Source organism: Companilactobacillus pabuli (assembly GCF_014058425.1).
Taxonomy (GTDB): domain Bacteria; phylum Bacillota; class Bacilli; order Lactobacillales; family Lactobacillaceae; genus Companilactobacillus; species Companilactobacillus pabuli.
In genome coordinates this window covers 1,741,488-1,768,432 of the sequence record NZ_CP049366.1, presented here as the reverse complement: position 1 = coordinate 1,768,432, position 26,945 = coordinate 1,741,488, and the positions used below count along the sequence as shown (strand labels likewise).

The 26,945-nt window shown below is 36.9% G+C and carries 23 protein-coding genes and 1 pseudogene; 17 read left to right on the top strand and 7 right to left on the bottom strand.

All coding sequences use genetic code 11. From position 1 onward, the window contains the following. Positions 1 to 22: 22 nt before the first annotated feature. The 4 genes and pseudogenes from G6534_RS12305 to G6534_RS08610 all read right to left on the bottom strand — a co-directional run bounded on the left by G6534_RS12305 (position 23) and on the right by G6534_RS08610 (position 3,951). Positions 23 to 1,126 carry a glycerol-3-phosphate dehydrogenase/oxidase gene (locus G6534_RS12305; RefSeq protein WP_275266772.1) on the bottom strand — a complete coding sequence of 368 codons (1,104 nt, stop codon included), beginning with the start codon at positions 1,124 to 1,126 and terminating at the stop codon, positions 23 to 25. Between the two features lie 95 nt (positions 1,127 to 1,221). Continuing rightward, a pseudogene (locus G6534_RS12300) lies at positions 1,222 to 1,674 on the bottom strand (FAD-dependent oxidoreductase); the annotation flags it as partial. Positions 1,675 to 1,795: 121 nt separating this feature from the next. After that, positions 1,796 to 3,139, bottom strand: a complete 1,344-nt coding sequence (locus tag G6534_RS08615) for an HD domain-containing protein (RefSeq protein WP_182082593.1) — start codon at positions 3,137 to 3,139, stop codon at positions 1,796 to 1,798. Further along, complete coding sequence (locus tag G6534_RS08610) at positions 3,139 to 3,951, bottom strand: lipoate--protein ligase family protein (protein ID WP_182082592.1); 813 nt, start codon at positions 3,949 to 3,951, stop codon at positions 3,139 to 3,141. Before G6534_RS08610 ends, G6534_RS08615 begins: the two co-directional genes overlap by 1 nt. A gap of 55 nt (positions 3,952 to 4,006) precedes the next feature. Here G6534_RS08610 and G6534_RS08605 point away from each other — a divergent pair, with 55 nt between their 5' ends. From G6534_RS08605 to G6534_RS08580, 6 genes are all read left to right on the top strand, one after another. Beyond that, complete coding sequence (locus G6534_RS08605) at positions 4,007 to 4,447, top strand: YwiB family protein (RefSeq protein WP_059073653.1); 441 nt, start codon at positions 4,007 to 4,009, stop codon at positions 4,445 to 4,447. A gap of 46 nt (positions 4,448 to 4,493) precedes the next feature. Then, positions 4,494 to 5,126: a DNA-directed RNA polymerase subunit delta gene (gene rpoE, locus G6534_RS08600; RefSeq protein WP_182082591.1), complete on the top strand. Its 633-nt coding sequence runs from the start codon at positions 4,494 to 4,496 to the stop codon at positions 5,124 to 5,126. A gap of 176 nt (positions 5,127 to 5,302) precedes the next feature. Continuing rightward, a complete protein-coding gene (locus G6534_RS08595; RefSeq protein WP_059073655.1) occupies positions 5,303 to 6,916 on the top strand; it encodes a CTP synthase in 1,614 nt (537 codons plus the stop codon). A gap of 37 nt (positions 6,917 to 6,953) precedes the next feature. Next, positions 6,954 to 8,234, top strand: a complete 1,281-nt coding sequence (locus G6534_RS08590) for a UDP-N-acetylglucosamine 1-carboxyvinyltransferase (protein WP_010018475.1) — start codon at positions 6,954 to 6,956, stop codon at positions 8,232 to 8,234. A 227-nt stretch (positions 8,235 to 8,461) separates the two neighbouring features. Further along, positions 8,462 to 9,958, top strand: coding sequence for a ribosomal protection-like ABC-F family protein (abc-f, locus tag G6534_RS08585; RefSeq protein WP_182082590.1), 1,497 nt, complete (start codon positions 8,462 to 8,464; stop codon positions 9,956 to 9,958). 100 nt (positions 9,959 to 10,058) lie between these two features. After that, entirely contained in the window at positions 10,059 to 10,307 is a 249-nt protein-coding gene (locus G6534_RS08580; protein ID WP_059073656.1) for a type B 50S ribosomal protein L31, read from the top strand. 25 nt (positions 10,308 to 10,332) lie between these two features. Here G6534_RS08580 and G6534_RS08575 read toward each other — a convergent pair whose 3' ends face one another. After that, on the bottom strand, positions 10,333 to 11,571 hold the full coding sequence (locus G6534_RS08575) for a multidrug efflux MFS transporter (RefSeq protein WP_082666898.1): 1,239 nt from the start codon (positions 11,569 to 11,571) through the stop codon (positions 10,333 to 10,335). 88 nt (positions 11,572 to 11,659) lie between these two features. Here G6534_RS08575 and G6534_RS08570 point away from each other — a divergent pair, with 88 nt between their 5' ends. The 5 genes from G6534_RS08570 to ald all read left to right on the top strand — a co-directional run bounded on the left by G6534_RS08570 (position 11,660) and on the right by ald (position 17,983). Continuing rightward, entirely contained in the window at positions 11,660 to 13,021 is a 1,362-nt protein-coding gene (locus G6534_RS08570) for a UDP-N-acetylmuramoyl-tripeptide--D-alanyl-D-alanine ligase (protein ID WP_059073658.1), read from the top strand. 83 nt (positions 13,022 to 13,104) lie between these two features. Beyond that, entirely contained in the window at positions 13,105 to 14,628 is a 1,524-nt protein-coding gene (gene cshA, locus G6534_RS08565; protein ID WP_059073659.1) for a degradosome RNA helicase CshA, read from the top strand. A gap of 243 nt (positions 14,629 to 14,871) precedes the next feature. Then, complete coding sequence (gene acpS / locus G6534_RS08560) at positions 14,872 to 15,234, top strand: holo-ACP synthase (protein ID WP_059073660.1); 363 nt, start codon at positions 14,872 to 14,874, stop codon at positions 15,232 to 15,234. Then, the gene (alr, locus tag G6534_RS08555; RefSeq protein WP_059073661.1) at positions 15,234 to 16,346 is read left to right on the top strand and encodes an alanine racemase; all 1,113 of its coding nucleotides are present in this window, start codon (positions 15,234 to 15,236) and stop codon (positions 16,344 to 16,346) included. Before acpS ends, alr begins: the two co-directional genes overlap by 1 nt. A 521-nt stretch (positions 16,347 to 16,867) precedes the next feature. Further along, complete coding sequence (gene ald / locus G6534_RS08550) at positions 16,868 to 17,983, top strand: alanine dehydrogenase (RefSeq protein WP_059073662.1); 1,116 nt, start codon at positions 16,868 to 16,870, stop codon at positions 17,981 to 17,983. 194 nt (positions 17,984 to 18,177) lie between these two features. Here the strand turns inward: ald and cbpA are convergent, their stop codons facing one another. Both cbpA and G6534_RS08540 read right to left on the bottom strand, forming a co-directional pair. Beyond that, a complete protein-coding gene (gene cbpA, locus G6534_RS08545) occupies positions 18,178 to 18,840 on the bottom strand; it encodes a cyclic di-AMP binding protein CbpA (RefSeq protein ID WP_059073663.1) in 663 nt (220 codons plus the stop codon). Positions 18,841 to 18,959: 119 nt separating this feature from the next. Then, the gene (locus G6534_RS08540; RefSeq protein WP_059073664.1) at positions 18,960 to 19,943 is read right to left on the bottom strand and encodes an L-lactate dehydrogenase; all 984 of its coding nucleotides are present in this window, start codon (positions 19,941 to 19,943) and stop codon (positions 18,960 to 18,962) included. Between the two features lie 146 nt (positions 19,944 to 20,089). On the opposite strand from G6534_RS08540, the gene pth reads away from it, so the two are divergent. The 6 genes from pth (at position 20,090) to G6534_RS08510 (ending at position 26,925) form a co-directional block, all read left to right on the top strand. Then, positions 20,090 to 20,647, top strand: a complete 558-nt coding sequence (gene pth / locus G6534_RS08535) for an aminoacyl-tRNA hydrolase (RefSeq protein ID WP_059073665.1) — start codon at positions 20,090 to 20,092, stop codon at positions 20,645 to 20,647. A 24-nt stretch (positions 20,648 to 20,671) separates the two neighbouring features. Next, a complete protein-coding gene (gene mfd, locus G6534_RS08530) occupies positions 20,672 to 24,196 on the top strand; it encodes a transcription-repair coupling factor (RefSeq protein ID WP_182082589.1) in 3,525 nt (1,174 codons plus the stop codon). Between the two features lie 2 nt (positions 24,197 to 24,198). Beyond that, entirely contained in the window at positions 24,199 to 25,758 is a 1,560-nt protein-coding gene (locus G6534_RS08525) for a putative polysaccharide biosynthesis protein (protein ID WP_059073666.1), read from the top strand. A gap of 2 nt (positions 25,759 to 25,760) precedes the next feature. Beyond that, positions 25,761 to 26,000 carry an RNA-binding S4 domain-containing protein gene (locus G6534_RS08520; RefSeq protein ID WP_119317300.1) on the top strand — a complete coding sequence of 80 codons (240 nt, stop codon included), beginning with the start codon at positions 25,761 to 25,763 and terminating at the stop codon, positions 25,998 to 26,000. Positions 26,001 to 26,098: 98 nt separating this feature from the next. Next, complete coding sequence (locus G6534_RS08515) at positions 26,099 to 26,488, top strand: FtsB family cell division protein (protein ID WP_059073668.1); 390 nt, start codon at positions 26,099 to 26,101, stop codon at positions 26,486 to 26,488. A gap of 23 nt (positions 26,489 to 26,511) precedes the next feature. Then, entirely contained in the window at positions 26,512 to 26,925 is a 414-nt protein-coding gene (locus G6534_RS08510; protein WP_010018495.1) for a S1 domain-containing RNA-binding protein, read from the top strand. Positions 26,926 to 26,945: the final 20 nt, after the last annotated feature.

The following is a 26,945-nucleotide window of genomic DNA, read 5'->3' as shown; positions in this document are numbered from 1 at the left end:
AGGACGGAATACTTAACCAAATCTAATGTTCTTTTTTGTATTCCAAGTATTGCTTCTTAACTTGTTTTAGATCACTTAAATCTAGTTTTTGGTTCACTTCGTCAGTCATTTGTTGCTTAGTATCTTCATCCCAGTCATAAAACTTACTCATATAATCAATTACAGGAGTTTTGATACTCTTCATGTGAGAGATATTGAATAACATTTGACTACTGCGACGAAGTAAGTAATCGATAGGGTGCTCGACCATTTCGTGTTGCAAACCGTAATTTAACATTGCCCAGTCGATTCTTGGTAAACGAGCTTTGGTTTTAGTTTCGGGTAATAGTTCATAAACAGCACGTACATTTGAACCAAAACGTTGGACTAATTTTTCTGCATCGTCACGATCTAAATCATAATTTACAATACCTTCGTGGACTTCTTTATCGAAAAATTCCATCCAGTATTTACCACCACCGACGTCACCGCCTGATAAGGTTAAATCTTTTGTCTGAGTAGGTGAGAATTCGTACTCACTTTCGAGGTCTAGCTGTTTAGCTACACGGTCGACAATTTTCTCGGCCATTTTGCGATATCCAGTTAATTTACCGCCGGCAATTGAAAATAATCCTGACTTTGATTGGAAGATTTCATCTTTACGAGAAATTTCTGAAGGGGATTTGCCTTCTTCTTGAATCAGAGGTCTAACTCCAGACCAACCGCTTTCGACATCTTCAGGTGTTAAATATTCTGGAAGGTCAAACATTTGGTTAGCAGCGGCTAGGATATAAGTAACATCAGTTGCGGTGATATTAGGTTCTTTAGGATCTTTTGTCCAAGTGGTGTCAGTCGTTCCAATGTAAGTTTTACCTTCACGAGGGATGGCAAACATCATTCTTCCATCATGAAAAGGTGTATCGAAGTAAATTGAATTAGAAATTGGAAACTTATCATGATCGATGACTAGATGGACACCCTTGGTTAAGTGCAAATGTTTACCAATGTTAGAGTGATCCATTTCTCTGATTCCATCGACCCAAGGTCCTGTAGCATTGATGACTTTCTTGGCGTGAATTTCACCAGTTTTTTCAGTGATGAGATCTTTGAAAATGACACCACAGATTTTATCGTCAGCGTCATACAAAAGACCGGTAACTTTAACGTAATGGCGATTAGAGAACCCATGTCGTTAGCTTTTTTGAGAACTTCCAAAGTTAGTCGAGCATCATCAGTTCGGTATTCGACGTAAACACCGGAACCCTTCAATCCTTCACCCTTAATATATGGTTCACGTTCCAAAGTGTCGTGTGAGTTCAACATATACTTTCGTTCTGAGTATTTTACTTCAGCTAGACGATCATAAACGTCCAAACCAATGGCAGTGGTGAAAGGACCAAAAGTTCCGTCTTCATAGAAAGGTAACATCATTTTTAAAGGCGTCGTAACGTGTGGAGCGTTGTTATAGACAATGGCACGTTCACTACCAACTTCATGAACTTCTTTGACAGCCGCTTGTTTTAAATATCGTAATCCTCCATGGACTAATTTAGTTGAACGACTAGAAGTTCCAGAGGCAAAGTCACGCATTTCTAGCAAACCTGTTTTGAGATTACGGGACTGTGCATCAAGTGCGATTCCACTACCAGTAATACCCCCACCGATAATCAGTAAGTCTAAGACTTGATCTTGCATATTTTGTAAATTAGATGATCTAGTTTTATCTGAAAATTCTGACATGATATTCCTCCTCATTTTAAGAAAGCCTACTTAGTTAAGTACATTCTAATAAAATTCAGAACAAGTTGAAAGCGATTTACATGATGATTTTGTCATTATGAATGTGTTTTTGAAATTCAAGATAATAATTATTGAACAAATCGTCAGTCTGTTTTAGAAGCATTGATTTAGGAAAGTAGAAACGTTGATCTCCAAGAATCTTTCCTGTTAAAGCATTGACTAGTCGGCTGACGGTTGAAAGTTCAATTAAGGAGCCGTCGTCTTGCATAATTTCAATTTGGGTCCGACTCTTGTTGGAATTAGGATTGTAAACATCGTAAGGCAAATCAAAACTAGAATTAGTGGCTGTGTAGTATTTTTTATCGAAACCAGCATTCTCGACCATTTGAGCTAATTCTGGTAAGAAATGTTTAGTCTTGTTGTCATATTCTGAAGATTTGAATGGTTTACGAGATAGAAAACGATAGGCCAAGTCTTTGAGGATTTCATCAGGGTAACTTTGCCAAAGCGTGAAGTAAGTATTGAGGATGCCGTCATCTAATAGTAAGTAGTCATCAATCGTCACTTTGTCTTCAAAAAATGGCACTAATAAACTGGGCATCTCAAAATCACGCATGTGGTTGTGTTCATAGAGATCTTTAGCTCGTTGCAATAATTTTGTCAAAACAACTTCCATACCACGAGAAACTGGGTGGAAATAAATTTGTTGATACATTTGAAAACGGCAGAGTACGTAATCTTCAACAGCGTGCATTCCGTCATTGTCAAAGGCAATTCCACCTTTATAAGGACGCATAACACGTAAGATTCTGGTCAAATCAAACATTCCATATTTAGTACCGGTGAAGTAAGCATCACGCAACAAGTAATCCATACGATCGGCATCAATTTGACTAGAAATCATTTGAACGACTTGAGGGTTAGGGTAAGTGTGAGCAATGACGCTGGCTACCTTTTCGGGAAAGTCGTCGCTGACTTGTCGAAGTACTTGATTGATTTCGGTTTCTTTAGAAGTGATGATTTTTTGAGTCCACATTTCGTGGTCAGTATTGAAAATGTGTTCAAAAGTATGTGAATAAGCGCCATGACCAACATCATGTAACAAAGCGGCACATAGGGCAACTAGGCGTTCATCGTCATTCCACAATCCATCCCCAGGAGTTTTAGAAGGATAGTTTCTTTGAAAATTATCACAGATTTGACGAGTGATCTCATAGACACCCATACAATGAGTAAAACGAGAATGTTCAGCGCCTTGGAAAGTAAATGAAGAAGTACCTAATTGTTTGATACGACGTAAGCGTTGAAATTCCTTAGTATTGATCAAATCTAAGATGACTTGGTGTTGAACGTGGATATAGTTGTGAATAGGATCTCGGAAAACCTTTTCTCGTGGTAACATTTTGATATTATCTGCCATTATTTTTCCTCCAAAATAATTTTATTTCGCTTGATCAAGCTATTTAGAGTTTGGTTAAAAGCGTTTTGATACGGTTGTGAGTTTTGAACAATAAAAAATTCTTTTTGTGAAATTTGGTAATCAGCTGTTAAAGCGTTGAGGATTCTTTTTTTAGCTTCATCCACAGATAAGTCAGTGTGTAACAAGCTATCAAGATTTTCCATCGCGTGAATATCAATATCAGGATAGTCGAATTGTTGACTCTTAGGAAAATCGCCAACTTCATAAAAATCCTTCATCAATTGGCTACGTTTTTTTTGGTCGCCATTGATACTTATATAGGCCATCACTGCCACAGCATTACCTACTCGACGTTGAGAAATCCCGGCAAATTTTTGCGTATCAATGCTGAGATCGAACGTTCCTGGACAATAAGATTGAGTGATTTCACCAGTTTGAATCTTGTTACTAAAAGCTTTTTTTAGTAAAATGTACATTTTGTTATAGGCATCATCGATTAGAAGATTATCTTTATCCGGTAAAAAAATCGTACAATTTAAAATGCCATCATCAGAAACTACGCCTAAACCACCGGAATTGCGTAAATAAAATAAATAGTTTTTAGATGACAAAAAATCGAGTCCACTTTGAAAATTATTGAGTCGTTTGTCTTGCATGCCTAGAATTACAGTCGGTGGCGTGGTCCAAAAGTGAATGACTGGTTGACTAGTTTCGGAAACGAATTTTAAAATAGCACCGGTATCGGAAAAGGGTACGAGTAAATCTTTGGTTGAGCTAATTTGTTGGTCGTATAATATAATAGTATTGTTCACTTAATCACTTCTTTTAATTAATTAATATAATTTTATCATGTAGAGGCGGGAGTTATTGGAAAATAATAGTTTTGACATAAATGTCGAATTAAATATAGAAACTTTGCAATCGGGAGAACTGACCCATACAAAGATTTCTGAACCAGGTAAATTTATTCAAATTGGTGATTCGATTTATTTACGGTTCAATGAAAGTCTAGATAATAATGACAAAGCGTCGATCTTAGTTAAAGTGACTGAGAGTGGCGAAATTCATGTTAAACGTGTCGCTAAGTCAACTAATTTAGCATCATTGTTGTATTTTACACATCAAAAGCACAATACTGGTCATTTGGAAACAGAATATGGAGTCTTGCCATTAGCAACTTATACCAAAGATTCTCAAGTTGAAATTGTTAATAATCCACTTTCTGGTAAAATAAACATTGATTATGACTTGATTTACGATGATAATGTGATAGGTAATTATAAGTTTAGATTGATTTTTAGTGCTTAGGTCTATATCATTATAAGTAAGACGCTGCGAAAGGACGTGTACACGTTTGAAGTTTGATAAATTCAAGGATCAAAATAAAGACGAGCTCTCATTGATTGAGGTTGCCTATGAGATTCTCAACAACAATAATAAAGAAGTAATGAATTTCTCAGATATCGTTAACGAAATGCAAGACTATTTAGGTAAGTCTGACGAAGATATCAAGAGAGCACTTCCACAATTCTATACAGATTTGAATAATGATGGAAGTTTTCTTTCACTCGGCGAAAATGTTTGGGGTCTACGTAAGTGGTATCCATATGATTCAGTCGACGAAGAAGTAAATCACCCAGAGGATAATGGTACTGAAAATACTCATAAAGCTGCTCAAAAGGTTAATGCCTTCTTGAGTGAAGATGATGACGACGATGATGTTGTCGATTATGATGATGACAGTGACCTAAATGTATCTGATATGGATGATGACGATGACAGTGATGGCTCATCAAACAATGGACCAGACTTGTCTAAGTTCACTAATTCAGATTTAACATCAGTTGATGGTGACGACGACGATGAACATGACGATTCATTGGAAGACGGTATTGAGGGACAATTATCAGAATTCGATGCTGATGATGACGACGAAGATATCGACTTGTCTGACCAAGATGATGACGACGATGACGATGAAGAATAGTTAAAAAATAATAGTTAAATTTTCGAATTAAAAGTTTGACGACTCGAACATATCACGGTATTATATAGTTCGGGCTCTATTAGATAGACAAATTCAAGTTCCCTGTTCATGTTGAATAGGGGACTTTTTTATTTTTGCGAGTAAGAAATCCCTAGAATTAGTATGTGGAGGAAGTTATGACTAAATACATTTTTATTACAGGTGGAGTTGTTTCATCATTAGGTAAGGGAATTGTTGCCGCATCCCTTGGTAGACTATTAAAAAATCGCGGCCTTAAGGTAACAATGCAAAAATTCGATCCTTATATTAACGTGGACCCTGGTACTATGAGTCCATACCAACACGGTGAAGTTTTTGTTACTAACGATGGTACAGAAACTGATCTTGACCTTGGACATTATGAAAGATTCATTGATAATGATTTGAACAAATATTCAAACGTTACTACTGGTAAGATTTATTCCGAAGTAATTCGTCGCGAACGTCGTGGTGATTACAACGGTGCAACTGTGCAAGTTATTCCACATATTACAGATATGATTAAACAAAAGATTATGCGTGCTGCTACAACTACTGATTCAGATGTTATCATTACTGAAGTTGGTGGTACTGTTGGTGATATCGAATCACAACCATACCTAGAAGCATTACGTCAAATGAAGGCTGAAGTTGGTTCAGAAAATGTTGTTTACATTCATACATCACTAGTTCCTTACTTGAAGGCTGCTGGCGAAATGAAGACAAAGCCAACACAACACAGTGTTAAAGAATTACGTGGAATTGGTATTCAACCTAATATCTTGGTAGTTAGAACAGAAATGCCAATGCCACAAAGTATGAAAGATAAGATTGCTTCATTCTGTGATGTTGATTCAGAAGCTGTAATCGAATCACTTGATGCAAGCTCACTTTACGATGTTCCTTTGAACCTACAAGCTCAAAACTTCGATGATATCGTATGTCGTTACTTGCACTTAGAAACAAAACCTGCTGACATGGAACAATGGAACAAATTGGTTAACCGTGTCCACAACTTGAAGCATAAGACAAAGATCACAATGGTTGGTAAGTATACAAAATTACAAGATGCTTACATTTCAGTTACAGAAGCACTCCGTTCAGCCGGATACGCTTATAATTCAGAAATAGAGATTGAAAAAATCTCAGCTGATTTGATCAATGATGATAATGTTGCTGACTATTTGAAGGATTCAGATGGTATCCTAGTACCTGGTGGTTTTGGTAGCCGTGGACTAGAAGGTATGATTGCTGCTATTAAATATGCTCGTGAAAACGACGTACCATATCTTGGACTATGTCTAGGTATGCAAATGGCAAGTATTGAATTCGCTAGAGACGTCGCTGGTATCAAAGATGCAACAACTGGTGAAATTGATGAAAATGCTGCTCATAAGATTATTGACATTATGGCAGACAAAAAAGATGTTGAAGATCGTGGTGGTACTTTACGTTTGGGTGCATATCCATGTAAACTAAAACCTGGTACTAAAACAGCTGCTGCTTACGATAATCAATCAGTTATCCAAGAAAGACATCGTCACAGATATGAATTCAACAACGAATACCGTAAACAATTTGAAGATCTTGGTTTAGTATTCTCAGGTGTTTCACCAGACAACCACTTGGTTGAAGTAATTGAAATCCCTGAAAACAAGTTCTTCGTTGCTGCTCAATACCATCCAGAATTCTTGTCAAGACCAACTAAACCAGAAGGACTATTCAAAGCCTTCATCGGTGCAGCTTCTGGCCTTGAAGAAGACGAAATTTAGTCTTCCTTAGTAGTCAAATATAGTTAGGAAAAAGCTTATGCAAAAACTTGTAATCAACGGTGGAAAGAAATTGTCGGGTGAGGTGACAATTGGTGGTGCCAAAAATAGTACCGTAGCTTTGATACCAGCAGCCATTTTATCCGATACACCTGTAGTATTAGATTCTGTTCCACAAATTAGAGATGTAAAAAATTTACGTTCTATTTTGAAAGATATGAACGTTACTTCAGAAATGAATAATGATGTATTGCGAATTGATCCGACAAAGATCCAATTTGCTGAATTACCAAGTGGTAAAGTTAGCAGTTTGCGAGCCTCATATTATTTTATGGGTGCGATGCTGGGACGATTCGGTAAGGCTGTAGTCGGATTTCCCGGTGGTGACGATATTGGACCGCGTCCTATTGATCAACATATCAAGGGATTTGAAGCATTAGGTGCACACGTTGAGAACAAACATGGGCAAATCATTATCACAACTCCTGAAGAAGGTCTGAAGGGAGCTAAAATCTTTTTAGATATGGTTTCAGTAGGAGCAACAATCAATGTTATCTTGGCGGCTGTCAAAGCTAAGGGAACAACTGTGATTGAAAATGCTGCAAAAGAGCCAGAAATTATTGATTTGGCAACCTTCTTAAATAACATGGGTGCTGTCATCCGTGGTGTCGGAACGGAAACTATCCGTATCGAAGGTGTGGATACATTACGTTCTAACAATGCTCATACAATTATTCCCGATCGAATTGAAGCTGGAACTTATTTGAGTTTAGCCGCTGCTTGTGGTGGTGGTATTTTGGTTAAGAATATCATTAGTGAACATTTGGATGCCTTTTTGGCAAAACTTGATGAAATGGGCGTTAATTTAGAAGTTGGCGAAGACAGTATTTATGTCAAACCTTCTCCTGAATTAAAAGCTGTAAACATCAAAACGATGCCATATCCAGGTTTTGCGACTGATTTGCAACAACCAATCACGCCTTTATTAATGCAAGCTAATGGCGATGCAATGATTATCGACACGATTTATCCTAAGCGAGTAAAACATATTGCTCAATTAACGAAAATGGGTGCCAATATCACTAGTGAAAATGATTTGATTTTCGTTCACGGTGGTGCCAAGTTAAAAGGTGCTAACGTGTCCGCTGATGAAATCAGAGCTGGTGCTTGTTTAATGATTGCTGGCCTATTAGCTCAAGGTCAAACAGTGATCGACCATGCAGAAAATATCTTGCGTGGTTATGACCAAGTAGTTTGGAAGTTGCATTGTTTAGGCGCTGACGTTAAATTGATTGGTGAAGATGATTTAGTAGAATCTTGACATTAATGAACTAGCCTGATAAATTTATTTATATCAAATACAGAGAGGAAGTGCGCCGTTGAGAAACTAAGCTAGAGTTTTAAATTATACAAATATAGAAATATATGGTGTAGTTTAGCTCGGCTTAAATTCTCAACAGTGCTTCCTGTAAAAAGGGAGGACGCTGTTTAGCGTTCTTTTTTTGTGCGCCTAAGTCGACTAATCGACACCTTGTGAGGTGTTGTTTTATGGGAACAATTCAAATAGAAAATGTTAGTTTTAAGTATGATCAAATGATGGACAACTTGTTTGATTCTTTAAATTTAAAAATTGATGAAAGTTGGAAACTCGGACTAATTGGTCGTAATGGTCGTGGCAAGACAACATTGTTAAAAATGTTATTAGGTCAGTTGAAATATAGTGGACAAATAGTTTCCAATTTGAATTTTTATTATTATCCACAGACGGTTGTCAACAAAGATTTATTGACTGTTGACGTAGTGAAAGAAATTGCACAATTAGAAGACTATGAACTTTGGAAAATAGAGGTCGAGTTAGACAAATTAAAAGTCGACCAGAATGTTCTTCAGCAACAGTTTTCAACGTTAAGTCCTGGAGAAAGGACTAAAGTTTTATTAGCAATTTTATTCACCGATGAGTCAGGATTTCAGTTGATCGATGAACCGACTAATCACTTAGATATTGAAGGTCGTCAAATTGTAGCCGATTATTTAAAGAGTAAGAAAGGTTTTATCGTTATTTCGCATGACAAGAGCTTCTTAAATCCAGTGATTGATCACGTTATTTCTATTGACCGCAGTGATGTTTCGGTATACAAAGGAAACTTTGATACGTGGCAAGAACAATGGGAATTACAAAATCAACATGAAGCGGACGAAAAGGAACAATTACAAAAAGATATCAATCGTCTGCATGAAACTGCTGTTAAGCGGGAAAACTGGTCACGTCAGACAGAGGCGCATAAGAATCGCAAGCAATATCATGAAAAAGTTCATCTTGATAAAGGTTTTATTGGGACTAAAGCTGCCAAAATGATGAAAAAAGCTAAGGCGGCTGAGAATCGAGTTAATTCCGCAATCGATGAAAAGAAGAAGTTGTTGAAAAATATCGAAATCGAAGCACCAATCCGACTAAACTATGAACAAAGAAATCATCCCGACTTTTTTGTCCAAGTAGAGAATTTAACATTAAAGCACGATCTTATCGTGACACCAAAAGTGAGTTTTAAAGTCAAACGTAACCAGGTCGTAGCAATCGTTGGACCGAATGGTATTGGCAAAACGACTATTTTTAGACAAATTCTTGGTCTGCCACAGCCTTTTGCACAGACAGGTAGTATTCGAGTAGCAAATAATTTGAAAATTTCTTATTTGCGACAAGATAATGAATTAAAAGGGACGATTAAACAGTTATCAGAGCAAAAACAAATTGAATCAGAATTAGTTTTTTCCAATTTGCGAAAATTAGGCTTTGAACGTCATCTCTTTGAACAGCCAATCGAACAAATGAGCCAAGGTCAAAAGCGAAAAGTTGCTTTAGCAATTAGTCTTTCTGAAGAAGCTAATTTGTATTTCTGGGATGAACCACTGAATTATTTGGATGTTATTACTCGTCAACAAATTATCGAAGCCATCCAAAAACAGCGTCCCACTATGCTTTTGATTGACCACGACCAAGATTTGATAGATGCAGTTTCCAGTGTAAAAGTCAATTTACATCACTAGAATTGTGTTGAATAATTAGCTAACTCATGATATTATTAGACACTGTTAGTAATTTAATCTATATTTCTGTAAAAGATTTATGGCAAAGGAGCGACATAGAATGAAACAAGGAATTCATCCAGAGTACCGCCAAGTTGTATTTATGGATTCATCAACAGGTAAGAAGTTCTTAGCTGGTTCAACAATGAACTCACAAGAAACAACTGACTATGAAGGTACAGAATACCCATTAATTCGTGTTGAAATCTCATCAGATTCACATCCTTTCTATACTGGTAAACAAAAGTTTGCTCAAGCAGATGGACGTATCGATCGTTTCAACAAGAAATATGGCTTGCAAAACAAGTAAAAAAAAGTCATCCAAAGTGGATGGCTTATTTTTTTGCGCTTATATTCTTTTTTCTTGATTTCAAATGGGTAAAGACCCAAGTAAAATTGATCAATGCTAAGAAACTAGTACTCAAGAACACGGCTGAATAACTAAGAACACTGGATATTGATGAACCTAACAATGGTCCACATACGTTACCAACTGACTGGAAGGACTGGTTATAACCGAAGACTCTTCCGGTATATTTGGCATCAGTATATTTAGCCAAAATCGTTTGGACTTGTGGAACTAGACAAGCATCAGAGATACCGACTAAAAATCTTAAGATGGCTAGTTGCCAGACATTAGTTACAAACGCTTGTGGGATGTAGACTAAGACGGCGAAAATCAAACCACCGATCAAGATTTTTCCGGTACCGATTTTATCGCCCAAAGCTCCAAATCTAGGAGCGGCGATAATATTAGCAATCCCCGGCATTGCCGCTACAACTCCGGCTACCAAAGTAACTTGACTAGAGTCGTGCATCAATTGTTTGACGTACAAACTGATGATAGGATTGATTGAATTATTTGAAGTTTGGATAATCATCGTAGTGACGAACATTGCCAAAATCAAATTAGGATTTTTCAACTTGTGGAAAATTTCTTTAGTTGATTCTTCGTCTTCTTTAGAAACTGGTTTGAAATCTTCCTTAATAAAGATCGTGACTAAGATAAATGCTATGAATAGCAATGAACCGGTTATCATAAATGGAATTCGATAACCGAGGTATTGAGCAATAACACCACCAACCAACGGACCTAATAAAGTACCAGAAATAACTCCGGTATTTAAGGTTCCTAAGGCTTTTCCACTTTCAGATCTAGGAGCTGTGGAGGCAATTAAGGTGTTGGAGTTACTAACGAATCCGGAAAAGACACCTTGTAGGAGTCTTAAGACAACTAATTGCCAAGGGGCAGTTACGAAGGCCTGTAGGAAAATAACAATGGCCATACCAAGCGATGCACGAATCAACATCAACTTACGACCTTTTCGGTCAGCTATCTTACCCCAAATAGGGGAGATGATCGCCATGACGAGAAATGTCGATGAAAAGGCGATACCATTCCAAATAACGAGCTGACTTTTTGTGAAATTACCTAACTGGTTAATGTATAATGGCATAAAGGGTGTTATCATACTAAAGCCAATACCTGATACAAAGGTACTGAACCAGAGAACAATTAGATTTTTCTTCCAATAATTATTCGGCTGCTCAGAATCATTCGTATTAGATGACATATACATCAAATCCTTTCTAAGTATCTTAGTATACTCTTTTTAGTAGAATCATATAAAATTATTTTTTTAAAATTGGGGAAGTCTATTCATGAAGATGAAGTTAAGAGAAGTTTACTCCGCATTAAAAATAGAAGCTGACAATATCAAAGATGTTGAAATCACAGGAGTTTGCTTCGACAGCCGTAAAGCTAAAAAAGGTGATTTATTCTTTCCATTGCAAGGACAACGCGATGGACATGAGTTTATTAATAGTGCCATTGAAAATGGAGTTAGTGCTACTATCTGGCAAAGTGACCACAAGATTCCAAATGACGATATTGCCTATGTAGTAGTTGAAAATGTTTCAGAAGCTTTTGAGACATTAGCTAAATATTATTTGAACAAGGTAAATCCTAAGGTTATTGCTGTTACTGGTAGCAATGGTAAAACGACAACCAAAGATATGATTGCCAAAGTTTTGAGTACAAGTAACAACGTCGCTAAGACACCACAAAACTTTAATAATGAAATTGGAGTTCCTTTTACAATTTTGAATATGCCAATCAATACTGAAGTATTAGTGGTAGAAATGGGTATGGATCGTCCTGGCCAAATCGATCATTTGAGTAATATTGCTAATCCTGATATTTCTGTCATTACAATGATTGGTGAAGCACATATTGAATTTTTCGGTACACGTGACAAAATTGCCGATGCTAAGATGGAGATTACAAATCATCTACAAGAAGACGGAACTTTTGTCTACAACGGGGATGAACCTTTATTATTGAAACGAGCTGAGCAAGTCGAACAAGACCAATTGACCTTTGGAAGTCACGATTCTAATGATTTGTACGCTACAAAGATTATTCCGGGTAAAACTACTACAAAGTTTTACACAAACAAGTGGCCTGATTTAGAATTTGAGATTCCTATGATGGGTGAATACAATGTTAATAATGCTTTAGCAGCCTTGTTAGTTGGACGTGCTTCTCACATTAAACCTAACGCTATGCAAAAGGCATTGCAGGACTTATTTGTGACTGAAAATCGTACCGAATGGCTCAAAGCTAAAAATGGTGCTGACATTTTGAGTGATGTGTATAACTCAAATCCAACAGCTGCAATTGAAGTTTTGCACAGCTTAAAAGAAATTCCCACAGGTCGCAAATTGATTGTTTTAGGTGACATGTTGGAACTTGGCGATGCAGCGAAGAGATTACATGAATCGTTAGCAGATCACATCGATCCTAAGGATTTTGAAAAAGTTTATTTAGTCGGTCCAGAAATGAAATATTTACGTGATAAATTAAGCACAAAATATTCAGCTGACAATTTACTTTGGTATAGCCAAGATCAATTGGCCGATTTGACGAAAGATTTACAAAAAGAAATGACACCAGATGACACTGTCTTGTTAAAGGCTAGTCATGGAATTCACTTAGAAAACGTTTTACATGATTTAATGTAGTAGTTGTCATTTGAGTTTGTGTAAAAAACGTGGTAAAGTAGTCAAATTGTTATTTATCGTGTTTTAAAAAATGGAGGACATTTGTGAAATTTAAAGAATTAGATTTAGATCCCAGATTATTGAGTGCCGTAGACGAAGCCGGTTTTGAAGAAACTACACCTATTCAAGCTCAAACTATTCCACTAGTTATGACTGGCGCTGACGTTATCGGTCAAGCTCAAACTGGTACAGGTAAGACGGCAGCCTTTGGCTTACCATTGCTAAATGCCGTTGATACTCAATCTAGCGATATTCAAGCATTGATTATCTCACCAACTAGAGAATTAGCTATCCAAACACAAGAAGAATTGTATCGTTTGGGTAAAGAAAAAAAAGTTAAGGTTCAAAGTGTTTACGGTGGTTCTGATATCAGACGTCAAATCCGTGCATTGAAGAATCATCCTCAAATTGTTGTCGGAACACCGGGTAGAATGCTCGATCATATCAACCGTCATACTTTGAAGTTGCACAACGTTAAGACAGTTGTTCTTGATGAAGCTGATGAAATGCTAGATATGGGATTCGTTGAAGATATCGAAAGTATTCTTTCTAACGTTCCTAACAAGCATCAAACATTGTTATTCTCAGCTACAATGCCAAAGCCTATCATGAAGATTGCTGATAAGTTTATGAGCGAACCTAAGGTAGTTAAGATCAAGTCAAAAGAATTAACTGCTGATAAGATCGAACAATACTTTGTTAAAGCTAAAGATTATGAAAAATTCGACTTGATGACTCGTTTATTCGATGTTCAAGCTCCAGAATTAGCTTTAATCTTTGGTCGTACTAAGAGACGTGTTGATGAATTAACTCGTGGCTTGCAAGCTCGTGGTTACAACGCTGAAGGTATTCACGGTGACTTGTCACAAGACAAACGTACTAGTGTATTACGTAAGTTCAAGGCTGGTAAGTTAGACTTCTTAGTTGCTACTGATGTGGCTGCTAGAGGTTTGGATATTTCAGGTGTATCACACGTTTACAACTATGATATTCCTCAAGATCCTGATAGTTATGTTCACCGTATTGGACGTACAGGACGTGCCGGACATTCTGGTGTGTCAGTAACATTTGTTACACCTAACGAAATGGGTTACTTACGTACAATCGAAAACTTAACTAAGAAACGTATGGAACCACTTGCTCCACCTACTGATAAAGAAGTTCTTAAGGGACAACTTGAATCAGTTAAGCAAGATATCAAGGATACTTTGGAACATGACAAGCATCTTGATCGTTTCGATTCAGCTGTTCAAGAATTACTTGCTGAATACTCACCAGAAGACATTGCTCGTATTTTCTTGAGTGAATCAATTAAGGATGCCGAGACAGTTCCTGTTAAGATTGCTCCTGAAAGACCACTTCCATCAAGAAAAGTTAGTCACAGTCGTTCTGGCCATGGTCGTCGTGGTAGATATAACGGTCACCGTGGTGGTAACAATGATCACCGTCGTCGTCGCAACAATGACCGTCGTGATGACAAGAAGGGTGGCAAGCGCCGCGAAAATGACAACAGACGTCATGGTCGCAGCAAGAAGTCATTCAAGATCAGAACTAATCTAGAAAAATAATTAATTAAATAAATAAAGACAAGGTAAATTATTTTACTTTGTCTTTTTTTGTACAGTAAAATGAGTCTAAGGGATTTGTAGATAATTGTTAGGACTTGTAAAGTAAGTTAATAATGCTATGATTTAGGCTTAAGGTTACACGAGTCAGTAATTTGTCGCACTTTTTTGTTAATTTGAACTGCAAAAAAATTATTTTCATGAAATAATTGTGCTGTTCTTGAAAAAATGGAAGGAAGGTTACGTATGATCAAAGGATTAGGTATCGATATTGCTGAAATTAGTCGAGTTAAGCAAATTTATGGTCGTCATCCCAGATTCTTGGAAAAGATTTTAAATGCTGATGAAATTGAAGTTTTCAATTCTCTCAATACCGAAAAAGCTAAGATGACTTATTTAACAGGTCGTTTTTCTGTAAAGGAAGCTTTCACTAAAGCTATGGGGACCGGTTTAGTCGGCATCGGTTTTCATGATTTAAGCGTTTTGAATCATTCATCTGGTCAACCATTTATTAAGACAGAGCTCTTCAAAGGTAATATTCACGTCTCAATTTCAGATACAGACGAACTAGTAATAACAGAGGTTATTCTAGAGGAGGAAGAAAAATAATGTTGCCATCAATTCATCGTCCCGCTTACGTTGAAGTGGATTTGGGGAAATTAAAGACAAATCTCCAAAATGAATTACATTCAGTACCAGAAGGTACCAAAGTATTTGCCGTCGTGAAAGCCAATGCTTATGGGCATGGTCTAGTTAAAGTTGCCAAAAGTGAAATTGAATTTGGTGCAAGTGGATTATGCGTTGCCACTTTGGATGAAGCTCTAGAAATCCGTAATAGTGGCGTAGAAGCTCCTATTTTAGTTCTAGGTATAATTCCTGTCGAATATGCTAAAGTCGCCGCACAGGCTAATATTTCGGTTACTGTGGGTGATTTAGACTGGTTAAAGGTTGCCGTACAATTAAGAACTGCTAATTTACGTGTCCATCTAGGAATTGACAGTGGTATGGGTCGAATCGGTTTTCAGACTAAAGACGACTTAATTGCCGCTTGCAATTTCTTAAATGATCATCAAGAAGCCTTCATTCCAGAAGGATTGTTTACCCATTTTGCCACAGCTGATAGCCCTGATGAAAACTATTTTGAAAAACAAGTCCAACGTTTCAAGGAAATGTCGACAGATTTGCCAACAAAATTCACTTACGTTCACTGTGCTAATTCAGCTACAGCCTTGTGGCACAAAGATCTAGCTATCAATATGGTTAGATATGGAATTGCCTTGTATGGCTTGAATCCATCTCAAACTGATATCACTTCATTGCCATACAAACTAGAACCAGCTCTTAGCTTGTATTCAGAGTTAGTCTTCGTTAAGAAAATTAAGGCTGGTCAAAGTGTCGGTTATGGCGCAACTTATACTGCCAAAGAAGACGAATGGATTGGAACAGTTCCAATCGGCTACGCTGATGGTTGGTTGAGAAGAATGCAAGGCAGCGACGTTTTGATCAATGGTCAACGTTGTCAAAATGTTGGTCGAATTTGTATGGATCAATTCATGGTCAGATTGCCAAAAGAATTGCCAGTCGGAACTAAAGTAACCATTTTAGGCAAAGACGGCGATCAAGAAATTACCGCAACCGATGCCGCTAAATACGCTGGTACAATTAATTACGAAATACTTTGCAGCTTGAGTGAAAGGTTACCTCGAGTTTATAAGAAATAATCGTGCGATGCTGCCGTCGTCCGTTCGACCTGGAAAATTTTACAACTGAGAATTTTCCAGAATTGAACTTCTGAGACTGGATAGTAGTTTCTATCTTTATATAAAATACTTCAGAAATTAATAGAGGATATTATTAGAATTGTAGTATATTGCTGCATTCTAATGATGTCCTTTTTGTTTTATATATAAAGAATAAAGAAATAGAGCCGTTCTTTAGAAAGTATGTGTCTGATTCTATTCAAATAGAAATTGAAATCTAGTCGGGAGTGAAAATCCTGTGGCGGCTCAATGGCTAAATTTCTCTTGGCAATTTATTGCCTAGTGAAAGACCGAGTTTTGAGATTTTGCGTCTTTGGGGCCATGCAAAAGCTCAAAATCGTGTCAGCCATGTTCCAGCCAGCCACAGGATTTTCACGGACGACGGAAGTTTTCCATCTATTGTCAAATTTGAGAACGTTTTCAGACTATGATATGATATATTATATTGCTAATAAATTCACAATAAGGAGGATTCATATTTTATGAAAGTTGGTATACCAAAAGAACTCAAAAACCAAGAGGAACGTGTTGGTTCTACTCCCGATGGAGTAGTAGGACTGGTCAAAGCTGGACATACTGTTTTGGTGGAGAAAAATGCGGGTATCGGTTCGGGATATACTGACCAACAATACATTGATGCCGGAGCTACAATTGCTGATGTAGCAGACGTTTGGGACTCTGACATGATTATTAAGGTTAAAGAACCAATTGAAACAGAGTACAAGTATTTCAAGGAAGGCCAAATAATTTATACTTACTTGCATTTAGCTGCCAATAAGAAATTGACAGATGCGTTGCTAGCAAGTAAAACAACCGGAATTGCTTATGAAACAATGGTCGGACCAAATGGCGGTTTGCCATTGCTTTTCCCAATGAGTGAAATTGCAGGACGTATGGCAGTTCAAGTTGGAGCCCATTTCTTGGAAGAGCCACATCAAGGTAAAGGTTTATTATTGAGTGGTGTACCAGGAGTTAAGAAAGGTAAAGTTACGATTATCGGTGGTGGTACCGTTGGTGTCAATGCGGCTAAAATCGCTATCGGTATGGGTGCTGAAGTAACGCTTTTGGACATTAATCCGCAACGTTTAGTAGAGATTGAGGATATTTTCGATGGCAAGATTCAAACTTTGATGTCGAATACTCAAAATATTGCCAAATGCGTTAAGGAATCTGATTTGGTAGTTGGGGCGGTTTTGATTCCCGGTGCTGCTACGCCAAAATTAGTAACTGAAGAAATGATTGCTTCGATGGAGCCGGGTTCAGTAGTTGTCGATATTCCTATCGATCAAGGTGGATTATTTGAAACTAGTGTTAAAGCTACGACTCACGAGGACCCTGTTTACATGTCTCACGGCGTAGTTCATTACACAGTTGCAAATATTCCTGGGGCTGTGCCAAAAACGGCTACACAAGCTTTATCTGGCGTTACAATGCCATATGCAGTTGAGATTGCTAGTCAAGGTATTGCAGCAATTGAAAATAAGACTATTAAAACTGGTGTTAATACTTACCAGGGTAATTTAACCGAAAAGGCTGTCGCTGACAGTTTAGACATGAAATATGTTTCATTAGATGATTTAGTAAAAGTTGAAGCTTAAAAATAAAAAATCCTTACTAGCTGTGTGGTTGACAGTTAGTAAGGATTTTTGGTTTTGTTTTGGAAACGGTTTTGCTTTAGAAACATTTTATATTTGTATTTCCCAAAACGGCTTACCGTGGTGGATTAGATTGATGAACTGTTTGCTGCGTAAACAATTAAAAATTAAATCAACTTCGGTAAGCAACACTATTATTATAATGTATTTTTGTCGAGAATTTTACCTGATTTTAAATCATCGATTTCAGAAACTACAAAACTCTTCTTTTCAAGGCGTTTAATAATTTCCTTTAGTGTTTCGATGTCAGTTCCAGATGGTAATGTGAAAAGTGTTCTGCGGACTACTTCATTCGATTTGGCATCCAAAGTCATACAAGCAGCTACAGAGACGTATTTAGCAAAAATCTTTGACATTTTTTCAAGATCGCCACGGTCGCCAGAAGAACTGACGGTTAAAACATAACTACTGATATCAAGGTTCCAAGCATCTGACAACATGCTCAAAAGTCTTGAGTGAGTCAAGATACCGTAGAAGAGATTATTTTCATCTAGAACAGCAATGTAAGGAAGATCCTTGATGTTGAAGAAAACTTTGAAGAATGGTGAATCTACGCTAATAGTTTTAGTAGCGTTCTTCATCAAAGTAGTTACAGGCAAGTTCATGTCGCCACCACGTGACTTGTGACGATAGATGTGCATCTTGTAAATATTACCCCTGAATATTTGTCCACTCTCATCCAAAATTGGCACACAACGGAAACCAGAGTCTTCTAGGACTTTCAAGGCTTCTTCTAGTGTAACTGTTTCTTTAACAGTAGTGAGTTTATCCTTTTTTAGTACAAGTGATTTAACTAACATATATATTCACATCCAATCTAACTATAATTGAATTAATAATACAGTAATTCGGGATAAAAAAAAAGCTGGAAACAAATTATTCATTTGTCTCAAGCTTTTTTTAAGCGGTAATCAATAGATTATTGACGACCCTTGATACCAGTTGCTTCGAAACCATCTTTAAGGATCTTTTCAAGTTCTGCAGCTGATTTCTTCATTTGTGCTGATTCTTCATCGTTCAATGGAACTTCAACGATTTGTTTTAGACCTTTACGGTTAACGATTGCAGGTGAACCGATGTAAATGTCTGAAACGCCATATTGACCAGTCATCATGTTTGATAATGGCAATACTGTGTTTTCGTCAGCAAGCAATGCTTTACAGATTCTAGCAAGAGCAGTACCGATACCGTAGAATGTAGCACCCTTAGTATTGATAATGTCGTAAGCTGCGTTAACAGTCTTCTTGTAGATCTTGTCTAGAGTATCTTTTGTGATTTCTGGGTGGCTTTCCATCCATTCTGCCATTGTAACGCCACCAACAGTTAAGTGTGACCAAGCAGCGAATTCTGAGTCACCGTGTTCACCCATGATGTAACCATGAACTGAGCGAGGGTCAACTTCTAATTCTTCACCAACGAATTTTTGTAGTCTAGCAGTATCTAGTGATGTACCTGAACCAATTACACGTTCCTTAGGGAAGCCTGAAAGTTTCCAAGTAGCGTATGTCAAGATATCAACTGGGTTAGCAGCAACTACGAAGATACCATTGAATCCTGATTCAACGATAGGATCAACGATAGTCTTCAAGATGTTCAAGTTCTTGTTAACTAGGTCAAGTCTTGTTTCACCTGGTTTTTGTGGAGCGCCGGCTGTGATAACTACGATATCAGCATCCTTAGCATCTGAATATTCACCAGCGTGAATGTTCTTTGGATATGAGAATGGAATTGCATCAGCAAGATCCATTGCATCACCCTTGATCTTATCTTTAGCGATATCACAGATAACAAGTTCTTGTGCAATACCTTGAAGTGTCATGGCGTAAGCAAATGTTGAACCTACGGCACCGTCACCAACTAGAAGTACTTTTTGATGGTTCTTTTCGTTTGTTGGAGTTGTCATTATAAAATATCATCCCTTCGAAAATAATATGTTCCTGACCCATTATACAAATAATTTAGGTAAATAAACAAGCCGATTGTGAAAAAAGTGAAAATTTAGTATTTTTTAAATGATATAATGTAAGTTCGAAATGAGGTATTAATAATATGAAACTAATTGTTGGCTTAGGTAATCCAGGTAAGAAATATGATCGTACAAAACATAATATGGGTTTTATGACCATTGATAGATTAATGAATGAATACGGTCAAACACAAATGAAAAAAGATTTTGAAGCTGAATACTGTAAATTTAAAGTTGATGGCGAAACAGTTTTTCTTGTTAAACCTTTAACTTTCATGAATGAATCCGGTCGAGCCGTGAAATTTTTGATGGGCTACTACCAGATTAGAACTGATGAATTGATGGTCATTCAAGACGACCTCGATATGCCAATCGGTAAAGTTCGTTTAAGAACGAAGGGTTCTGCTGGTGGTCACAATGGTATTAAGAGTATAATCTCAGCTGTAGGTACCAAAGACTTCGATCGCATTAAAATTGGTATACAGCATCCTGATAAACAAACTGTCGTCAACTGGGTTTTGACACCATTTTCTAAAGATCAAGAGCCAGTAGCTTTGTCTGGAATTGATCAAGCGGTTGACATGGTTAAGGATTGGGTCAGTGGCAGTACTGCTGATCAATTAATGAATAAATACAATTAGAACTACTTAAAAAGGGGGCAAAAATTGAATTTAATAAATTTCATAACAGATAAGCTCGACCTTGGGGAATTTATTAATCAAGTTAAGCCAGAGACAAAAAATGTCTTAACCGGTTTGACGGGATCAACAATTTCCCTTTTTGCATTGGAAGCATTAAGGAAAACGGGTAAAAAATTATTGATTGTGGAAAATACTAATTTCCATGCCAATAAAATTTATGATGATTTGAATTTGTTAGACAGCGATATTGTCCATATTTTTCCAGTTGAAGAATCGATTTCAACTGAATTAGCTACTAGTTCACCAGATGAATTGAGTCAGAGAATTGGTTCTTTGAGTTTTTTGATCAGCGATGAACCAGGGATTTTAGTGACATCGGTATCTGGTTTGGAATATGAATTATCAACGCCAGAATTGTTCGAATCAGCACAACTAAAAATTAAAGTTGATGAAGAATATGATTTGGAAGATTTGAATCAAGAATTTGTCCAAATGGGTTATGTTAAAGAAAAATTAGTTGCTAAACCTGGGGATTTTGCTATCCGTGGGGATATTGTCGACATTTATCCTTTGACAGTAGATAATCCAGTTCGAATCGACTTTTTCGGCAATCAAGTAGAAAAAATTAAATTTTTCGATACTGAAACGCAACGCAGTATGGATACTTTAGAAAAAATTGAAGTACTGCCTGCTAAAGACCGAATCGTAACAGATGAACAAGTCATTAAAGCTTTGGATAAGTTGCAAAAGAGCTATCAAAAACAATTAGCCTCGACTGATGATAAAGATATCAAAGACAATTTGGAAATTTCTTTTGGACAGACGATAGCTGAGTTGTCTGAAGGGATGCGTCCAGAAAATATTGGCCGAATTGCCGATTACGTTTTTGAAAAACCAGATAGTCTCTTGGATTATTTGCAAACTGATGATTTAGTGATTTTTGATGAGTACAATCGTTTGATTGAACAATCTAACGACAATCGAGCTGAAAACGAATCATGGCTAGCCAGTCAACTGGAGTTTGGTAAGGCTCTACCTGAACAAAAGATTCGTCAGGACTTCGTGGAAAACATTAAAGAAGACCTTCATGGACAAATCTATTTGTCAGCTTTTCAACAAGGAATGGGACGGATGCGTCTGAATCAGTTGCAAGATGTTTCAGTTCGTTCAATGCAACAGTTCTTCAGTCAGATGCCTCTTTTAAAATCTGAAGTAGAACGTTGGCAAAAACAAGAATATACGGTGGTTTTAGCCATAAGCAACGAAAAAAGAATCGATGCTATCAACAATACTTTGACCGACTTTGGCATCAAAGCTACGTTGACAACTGAAGATAAAGTAATTACAGGTCAAACACAAATTATGAATGCTAGTTTGAGTTCTGGTTTTGAAATGCCAGAGGAAAAATTAGCAGTAATTACAGAAAAAGAATTGTTTAACCGTCAACCTAAGAAGCGTCGGCATCAAACTTTAGCTAATGCCGAGAGATTGAAGAGTTACAACGAACTAAAACCAGGCGACTACGTTGTTCACGTCAACCATGGTATTGGTAAATTCATCGGTATGCAGACGATGGAAGTTGATGGTAAGCACCAAGATTATATTACGATTGAGTATCGTGACGATGGGCGCTTATTCATCCCCGTTACCCAATTGGATATGGTCCAAAAGTACGTTTCTGCTGAAGGTAAATCACCTAAGATCAATAAATTGGGTGGTAACGAATGGCAAAAGACTAAACGTAAAGTTCAATCTAATATTGAAGATATCGCTGATGATTTGATTGACTTGTATGCTAAACGTGAGGCTGAAAAAGGTTTTGCTTTTCCTAAAGATGATTCGATGCAGCATGATTTTGACAATGCCTTTCCTTATCCAGAGACGCCAGATCAATTGCGTTCAATTGACGAAATCAAGCGTGACATGGAAAAACCTCATCCGATGGATCGCTTGTTAGTCGGGGATGTTGGTTTTGGTAAGACTGAAGTGGCTTTAAGAGCTGCTTTTAAAGCTGTTGAGGCCGGCAAACAAGTTGTTTTCTTAGCGCCAACAACTTTATTAGTTCAACAACATTACGAAACTATGAAGGAACGTTTTGAAGGTTTTCCTGTCAACATCGGTATTTTGTCACGTTTTCAAACAAGAAAACAAAGTAAAGAAACAATCGAGCAATTGGCTGATGGTCAGTTAGATATTATTGTTGGAACACATCGTTTATTGTCAAAAGATGTTAAGTTCAGCGATATTGGGCTTTTAATTATTGATGAGGAACAACGGTTTGGTGTTAAACACAAGGAAAAAATCAAGCAGCTAAAGGCTAATGTCGATGTCCTAACTTTAACAGCTACACCAATTCCTAGAACTTTGAACATGTCGATGTTAGGTGTGCGTGATCTTTCTTTGATTGAAACGGCTCCTAGCAATCGGTATCCGGTTCAAACTTACGTGATGGAACAAAATTATGAAGTTATCGCTGGTGCTATCAAACGAGAGATGGCACGTGGTGGACAAGTCTTTTATTTGCACAACCGAGTTGAAGATATGGATCAAGTGGCCGAACAATTACAAGCTTTAGTACCCGATGCTAGAATTGCGACCGCTCATGGACGAATGAATGAAACTCAAATGGAAGGCGTAATCGCTGACTATTTGAACGGTGAATATGATGTTTTAGTAACAACTACCATCATTGAAACTGGTGTTGATATGCCAAATACCAACACTTTGATCGTTGAAAATGCGGATCGTTATGGTTTGTCACAACTTTATCAAATTAGAGGTCGAGTAGGTCGTTCAAGTCGAGTAGCTTATGCATACTTGATGTATCGTCCAAATAAAGTTTTAACTGAAGTCGGCGAACAACGTCTTGAGGCTATTAAGAACTTTACCGAACTAGGTTCTGGATTCAAAATTGCCATGCGTGATTTGTCGATTCGTGGCGCTGGTAATTTACTCGGTAAACAACAACACGGCTTTATTGATTCAGTCGGATTTGATTTGTACACGCAAATGCTAAATGATGCTGTTGCCAAAAAACGTGGTCATACGAAAGCTGAAAAGACCAATTCTGAAGTTAATTTGGCTGTGGAAGCTTATTTACCAAATGATTACATCAGTGATCAACGTCAAAAAGTTGAATTATACAAGCGAATTAGACAAATTGATTCTCTGGAAAATTACCAAGAAGTTAAGTCCGAATTATTAGATCGCTTTGGTAAGTATCCTCAAGAAGTTGCTAATTTGTTAGATATCAGTCTATTGAAGAATTCATTCGATGAATCATTAGTTAAGAGTGTCGTTATGAGAGATAGTTTCATTACGATTAAATTCGATAAAAAGGCTAATGATTACTTAACTGGTGATTTAGTCTTTAAGTTTTTGAGCAATACGACAATGAAGGCTAAAGTCAGTGACAAGAATGATGAATTTAAGATGACTTTGGATTCAAAGAGTGTTGATAAATCTGAATGGTTCCAACAACTTGAAACTTTTGCCCAAAAGATGGCTGAAGGTTTCGACAAATTAAAGAAAGAAAAAATTAAAAATTAATTATGCAAAAAGAAGTGTCTAGGGCTATTAAGGGGACCTGGATTCTGACTATTGCCTCATTGTTCTCTGAGCTATTGAGTGCCATTTATCGGATTCCATTGCAGAATATTGTTGGGGATCGTGGTTATTTTATTTATCAACAAGTTTATCCAATTTATGGGATATTCTCAGTTTTAGCTTTATCCGGTTTGCCGGTGGTTATTTCAAAAACCATTGCTCAACAAGATTCGCTGACTGCTAAACACAATTTATTAAAAAAAACCTTTGTGATTTTATCGGTTAGTTGTGTCGTTGTTACTGGATTGTTATGGATGTCTTCCAGATATTTAGCTTTTTTGATGGGAGATCCACAACTTTATTTGGAAGTGAGAATGGTCGCTTTGACGTTCTTATTAGTACCTTTTGAAGCCAGTTTGCGCGGTTATTTTCAAAGTGATTTATTGATGACACCAAGTGCGATTTCACAAGTCAGTGAACAATTTTTGCGGATCGTAGTCATTATTACGAGTGCAATTTTGTTTGGACATGGGATTTTGAATGTTTATCAAATGGGATCGATTGCTAATGCCGGAGCGTTTATCGGTGGAATTTTAGCAGTGATTATTTTGGTGAAAACTTTTCAAAAGCATCATCGAATCGAAGAAGCCGCTAGTGATGGAAAAATCAAACTTGAACATGGACTAGCTTTGGAAATATTGTTGATTATCGTCTTTACCGGAATTACGATTTTTTATCAATTTATTGACTCCTTTTCAATGCTGCGATTATTAATGCATTCGGGAATCTCGTTGACACAAGCGGAAATTCAAAAAGGGATTTTTGATCGTGGACAACCATTGTTGCAGTTAGGAATCGTTATTTCATTGTCGTTTGTTTCTACAATCATGCCGCAGTTAAAGGAAACTAATAGAGTAAAACAAAATCAAGCGACGATTCAAAAGATGGTCCGAGTTTGTTTGTGGCTTTCAGTGGCAGAAACAGCTGGATTGATTGCCTTAATGCCTCAGATCAATACGATGTTGTTTACTGATATGAATGGCTCGAAAACTTTGGGCATTTATATGCTGTCGATTTTGATCGTGTCGTTGATCAATTTGTTGATTGCAATAACTAGTAGTGATGATGAAAAAAACATTCACAAATTAGTGTTGTTTGGAATGTCGTTAGTAGCTAAGGCAGCTTTGAATGTTATTTTGATTCCTAAATATGGAATTGCTGGTGGAGCTATGGCAACCGTTTTGAGTGAATGCGTGATTTTATTTGGAATCTTAATTATTTATGATTTCAATCGTGAATTTTTATCTTTAGACAAACGATTTATCTTTAATCTGATCAAGGCGGGACTAGTAATGGCCGTCATTGTCAAGATTATTGTCAGTTTGTTTGCTGTTGGTACAACGATGACTCGAGTTCACAGTGTGATTTTAAATATTATTGCCATTCCTATTGGGGCATTAGTTTATTTAAAATTGTCCAAACATTGGAGAATGTTGACTAAAGAAGAATGGGAAATTTTACCAATGGGTAAATATCTCACCAAATTTATGAAAATTGAGGATTAATTATGAGACTAGATAAGTTTTTAAAAGTAAGCCGTATTATTAAGAGAAGAACTGTTGCTAAGGAGTTTGCCGATAACGGTCGTGCTACTATCAACGATCGTGTAGCCAAATCGTCTACTGATGTTGGTGTCGGGGATGTATTAGAATTACACTTTGGAGAAAGAACTATGAAAATTAGAATTCTCAATACCAAAGATACAACTAAGAAAAATGAATCAGCTGATATGTACGAAGAAGTCTAATCAAAAATTAGAAATAGATTAAAATTAACCATTTTATTATTCAAATAATTGCTTAAACTTGTTATACTCAAGGTAATCATTTCTAGGGGAGTAGTGGTATGGAAGTACGTAAATTAAATTCCAACGTTTCAGTCTTACAGCCAAAGAAATCTCAAACTCCTAATCATCGTAAAAATTACGTCAAGAAAGTTCATCGTCGGCGTATTTTGATGATAGGCATTATTTTTGTGATTATTTTGACTGTCTTTGGCGTTCAAATTTTTAATGCGCACCGAACTTACACTAATACAATGGAACAGATTGAAGTTAGCAAGCAAAAGCTAGACAAGCAAAAATCCACACAACAGGATTTAAAGCTCGAAGTGAGCCAGCTTCATAACACGAATTATTTGGAAAAATACATTCGTGAGAAGTACATGTATAGCAAACCGGGCGAACAAATTTATAATTTGCCAGATGATGTAAAAACCACTACGATTCAAAAATAGGGAAAGGAATTTTTTTTAATTAGATGACAGTTGAAGTAGGAGCTAAAACAGAAGGCAAAGTTACTGGAATTACAAATTTTGGGGCATTCGTTGACCTAGGAGAAGGACAAAGCGGAATGGTGCACATCAGTGAAATTGCCGATGGATACGTTAAAGATATCCATGATGTGCTAAGCATTGGCGATACAGTGAAAGTTTTAGTTCTTGGTGAAAGAAATCATAAAATTGCACTTTCAATTAAGCAAGCGTCAGACAAACCTAAGCCAAAGTATCATTCACATCGTTCACACGAGCGTAATGAAAGGAAACCACAACGTAAGCAAGAAAGCTTTGACGATATGATGTCAGGCTTCATGAAAGAAAGTGAAGAACGACTAAGTATCTTAAAGAAAAACACTGAAGGCAAACGTGGTGGTCGTGGCGGACGCCGTAGCTAATAATTTTATATGGTTGGGAC

Coding starts and splice junctions, on each gene's coding strand:
- G6534_RS08615 (WP_182082593.1), bottom strand. CDS start 3,139: ATGGCAGATAATATCAAAATGTTACCACGAGAAAAGGTTTTCCGAGAT.
- G6534_RS08590 (WP_010018475.1), top strand. CDS start 6,954: ATGCAAAAACTTGTAATCAACGGTGGAAAGAAATTGTCGGGTGAGGTG.
- G6534_RS08540 (WP_059073664.1), bottom strand. CDS start 19,943: ATGACAACTCCAACAAACGAAAAGAACCATCAAAAAGTACTTCTAGTT.
- G6534_RS08520 (WP_119317300.1), top strand. CDS start 25,761: ATGAGACTAGATAAGTTTTTAAAAGTAAGCCGTATTATTAAGAGAAGA.
- G6534_RS08580 (WP_059073656.1), top strand. CDS start 10,059: ATGAAACAAGGAATTCATCCAGAGTACCGCCAAGTTGTATTTATGGAT.
- abc-f (WP_182082590.1), top strand. CDS start 8,462: ATGGGAACAATTCAAATAGAAAATGTTAGTTTTAAGTATGATCAAATG.
- G6534_RS08595 (WP_059073655.1), top strand. CDS start 5,303: ATGACTAAATACATTTTTATTACAGGTGGAGTTGTTTCATCATTAGGT.
- alr (WP_059073661.1), top strand. CDS start 15,234: ATGTTGCCATCAATTCATCGTCCCGCTTACGTTGAAGTGGATTTGGGG.
- acpS (WP_059073660.1), top strand. CDS start 14,872: ATGATCAAAGGATTAGGTATCGATATTGCTGAAATTAGTCGAGTTAAG.
- cbpA (WP_059073663.1), bottom strand. CDS start 18,840: ATGTTAGTTAAATCACTTGTACTAAAAAAGGATAAACTCACTACTGTT.
- pth (WP_059073665.1), top strand. CDS start 20,090: ATGAAACTAATTGTTGGCTTAGGTAATCCAGGTAAGAAATATGATCGT.
- G6534_RS08525 (WP_059073666.1), top strand. CDS start 24,199: ATGCAAAAAGAAGTGTCTAGGGCTATTAAGGGGACCTGGATTCTGACT.
- G6534_RS08510 (WP_010018495.1), top strand. CDS start 26,512: ATGACAGTTGAAGTAGGAGCTAAAACAGAAGGCAAAGTTACTGGAATT.
- G6534_RS08515 (WP_059073668.1), top strand. CDS start 26,099: ATGGAAGTACGTAAATTAAATTCCAACGTTTCAGTCTTACAGCCAAAG.
- G6534_RS08570 (WP_059073658.1), top strand. CDS start 11,660: ATGAAGATGAAGTTAAGAGAAGTTTACTCCGCATTAAAAATAGAAGCT.
- G6534_RS08575 (WP_082666898.1), bottom strand. CDS start 11,571: ATGTCATCTAATACGAATGATTCTGAGCAGCCGAATAATTATTGGAAG.
- ald (WP_059073662.1), top strand. CDS start 16,868: ATGAAAGTTGGTATACCAAAAGAACTCAAAAACCAAGAGGAACGTGTT.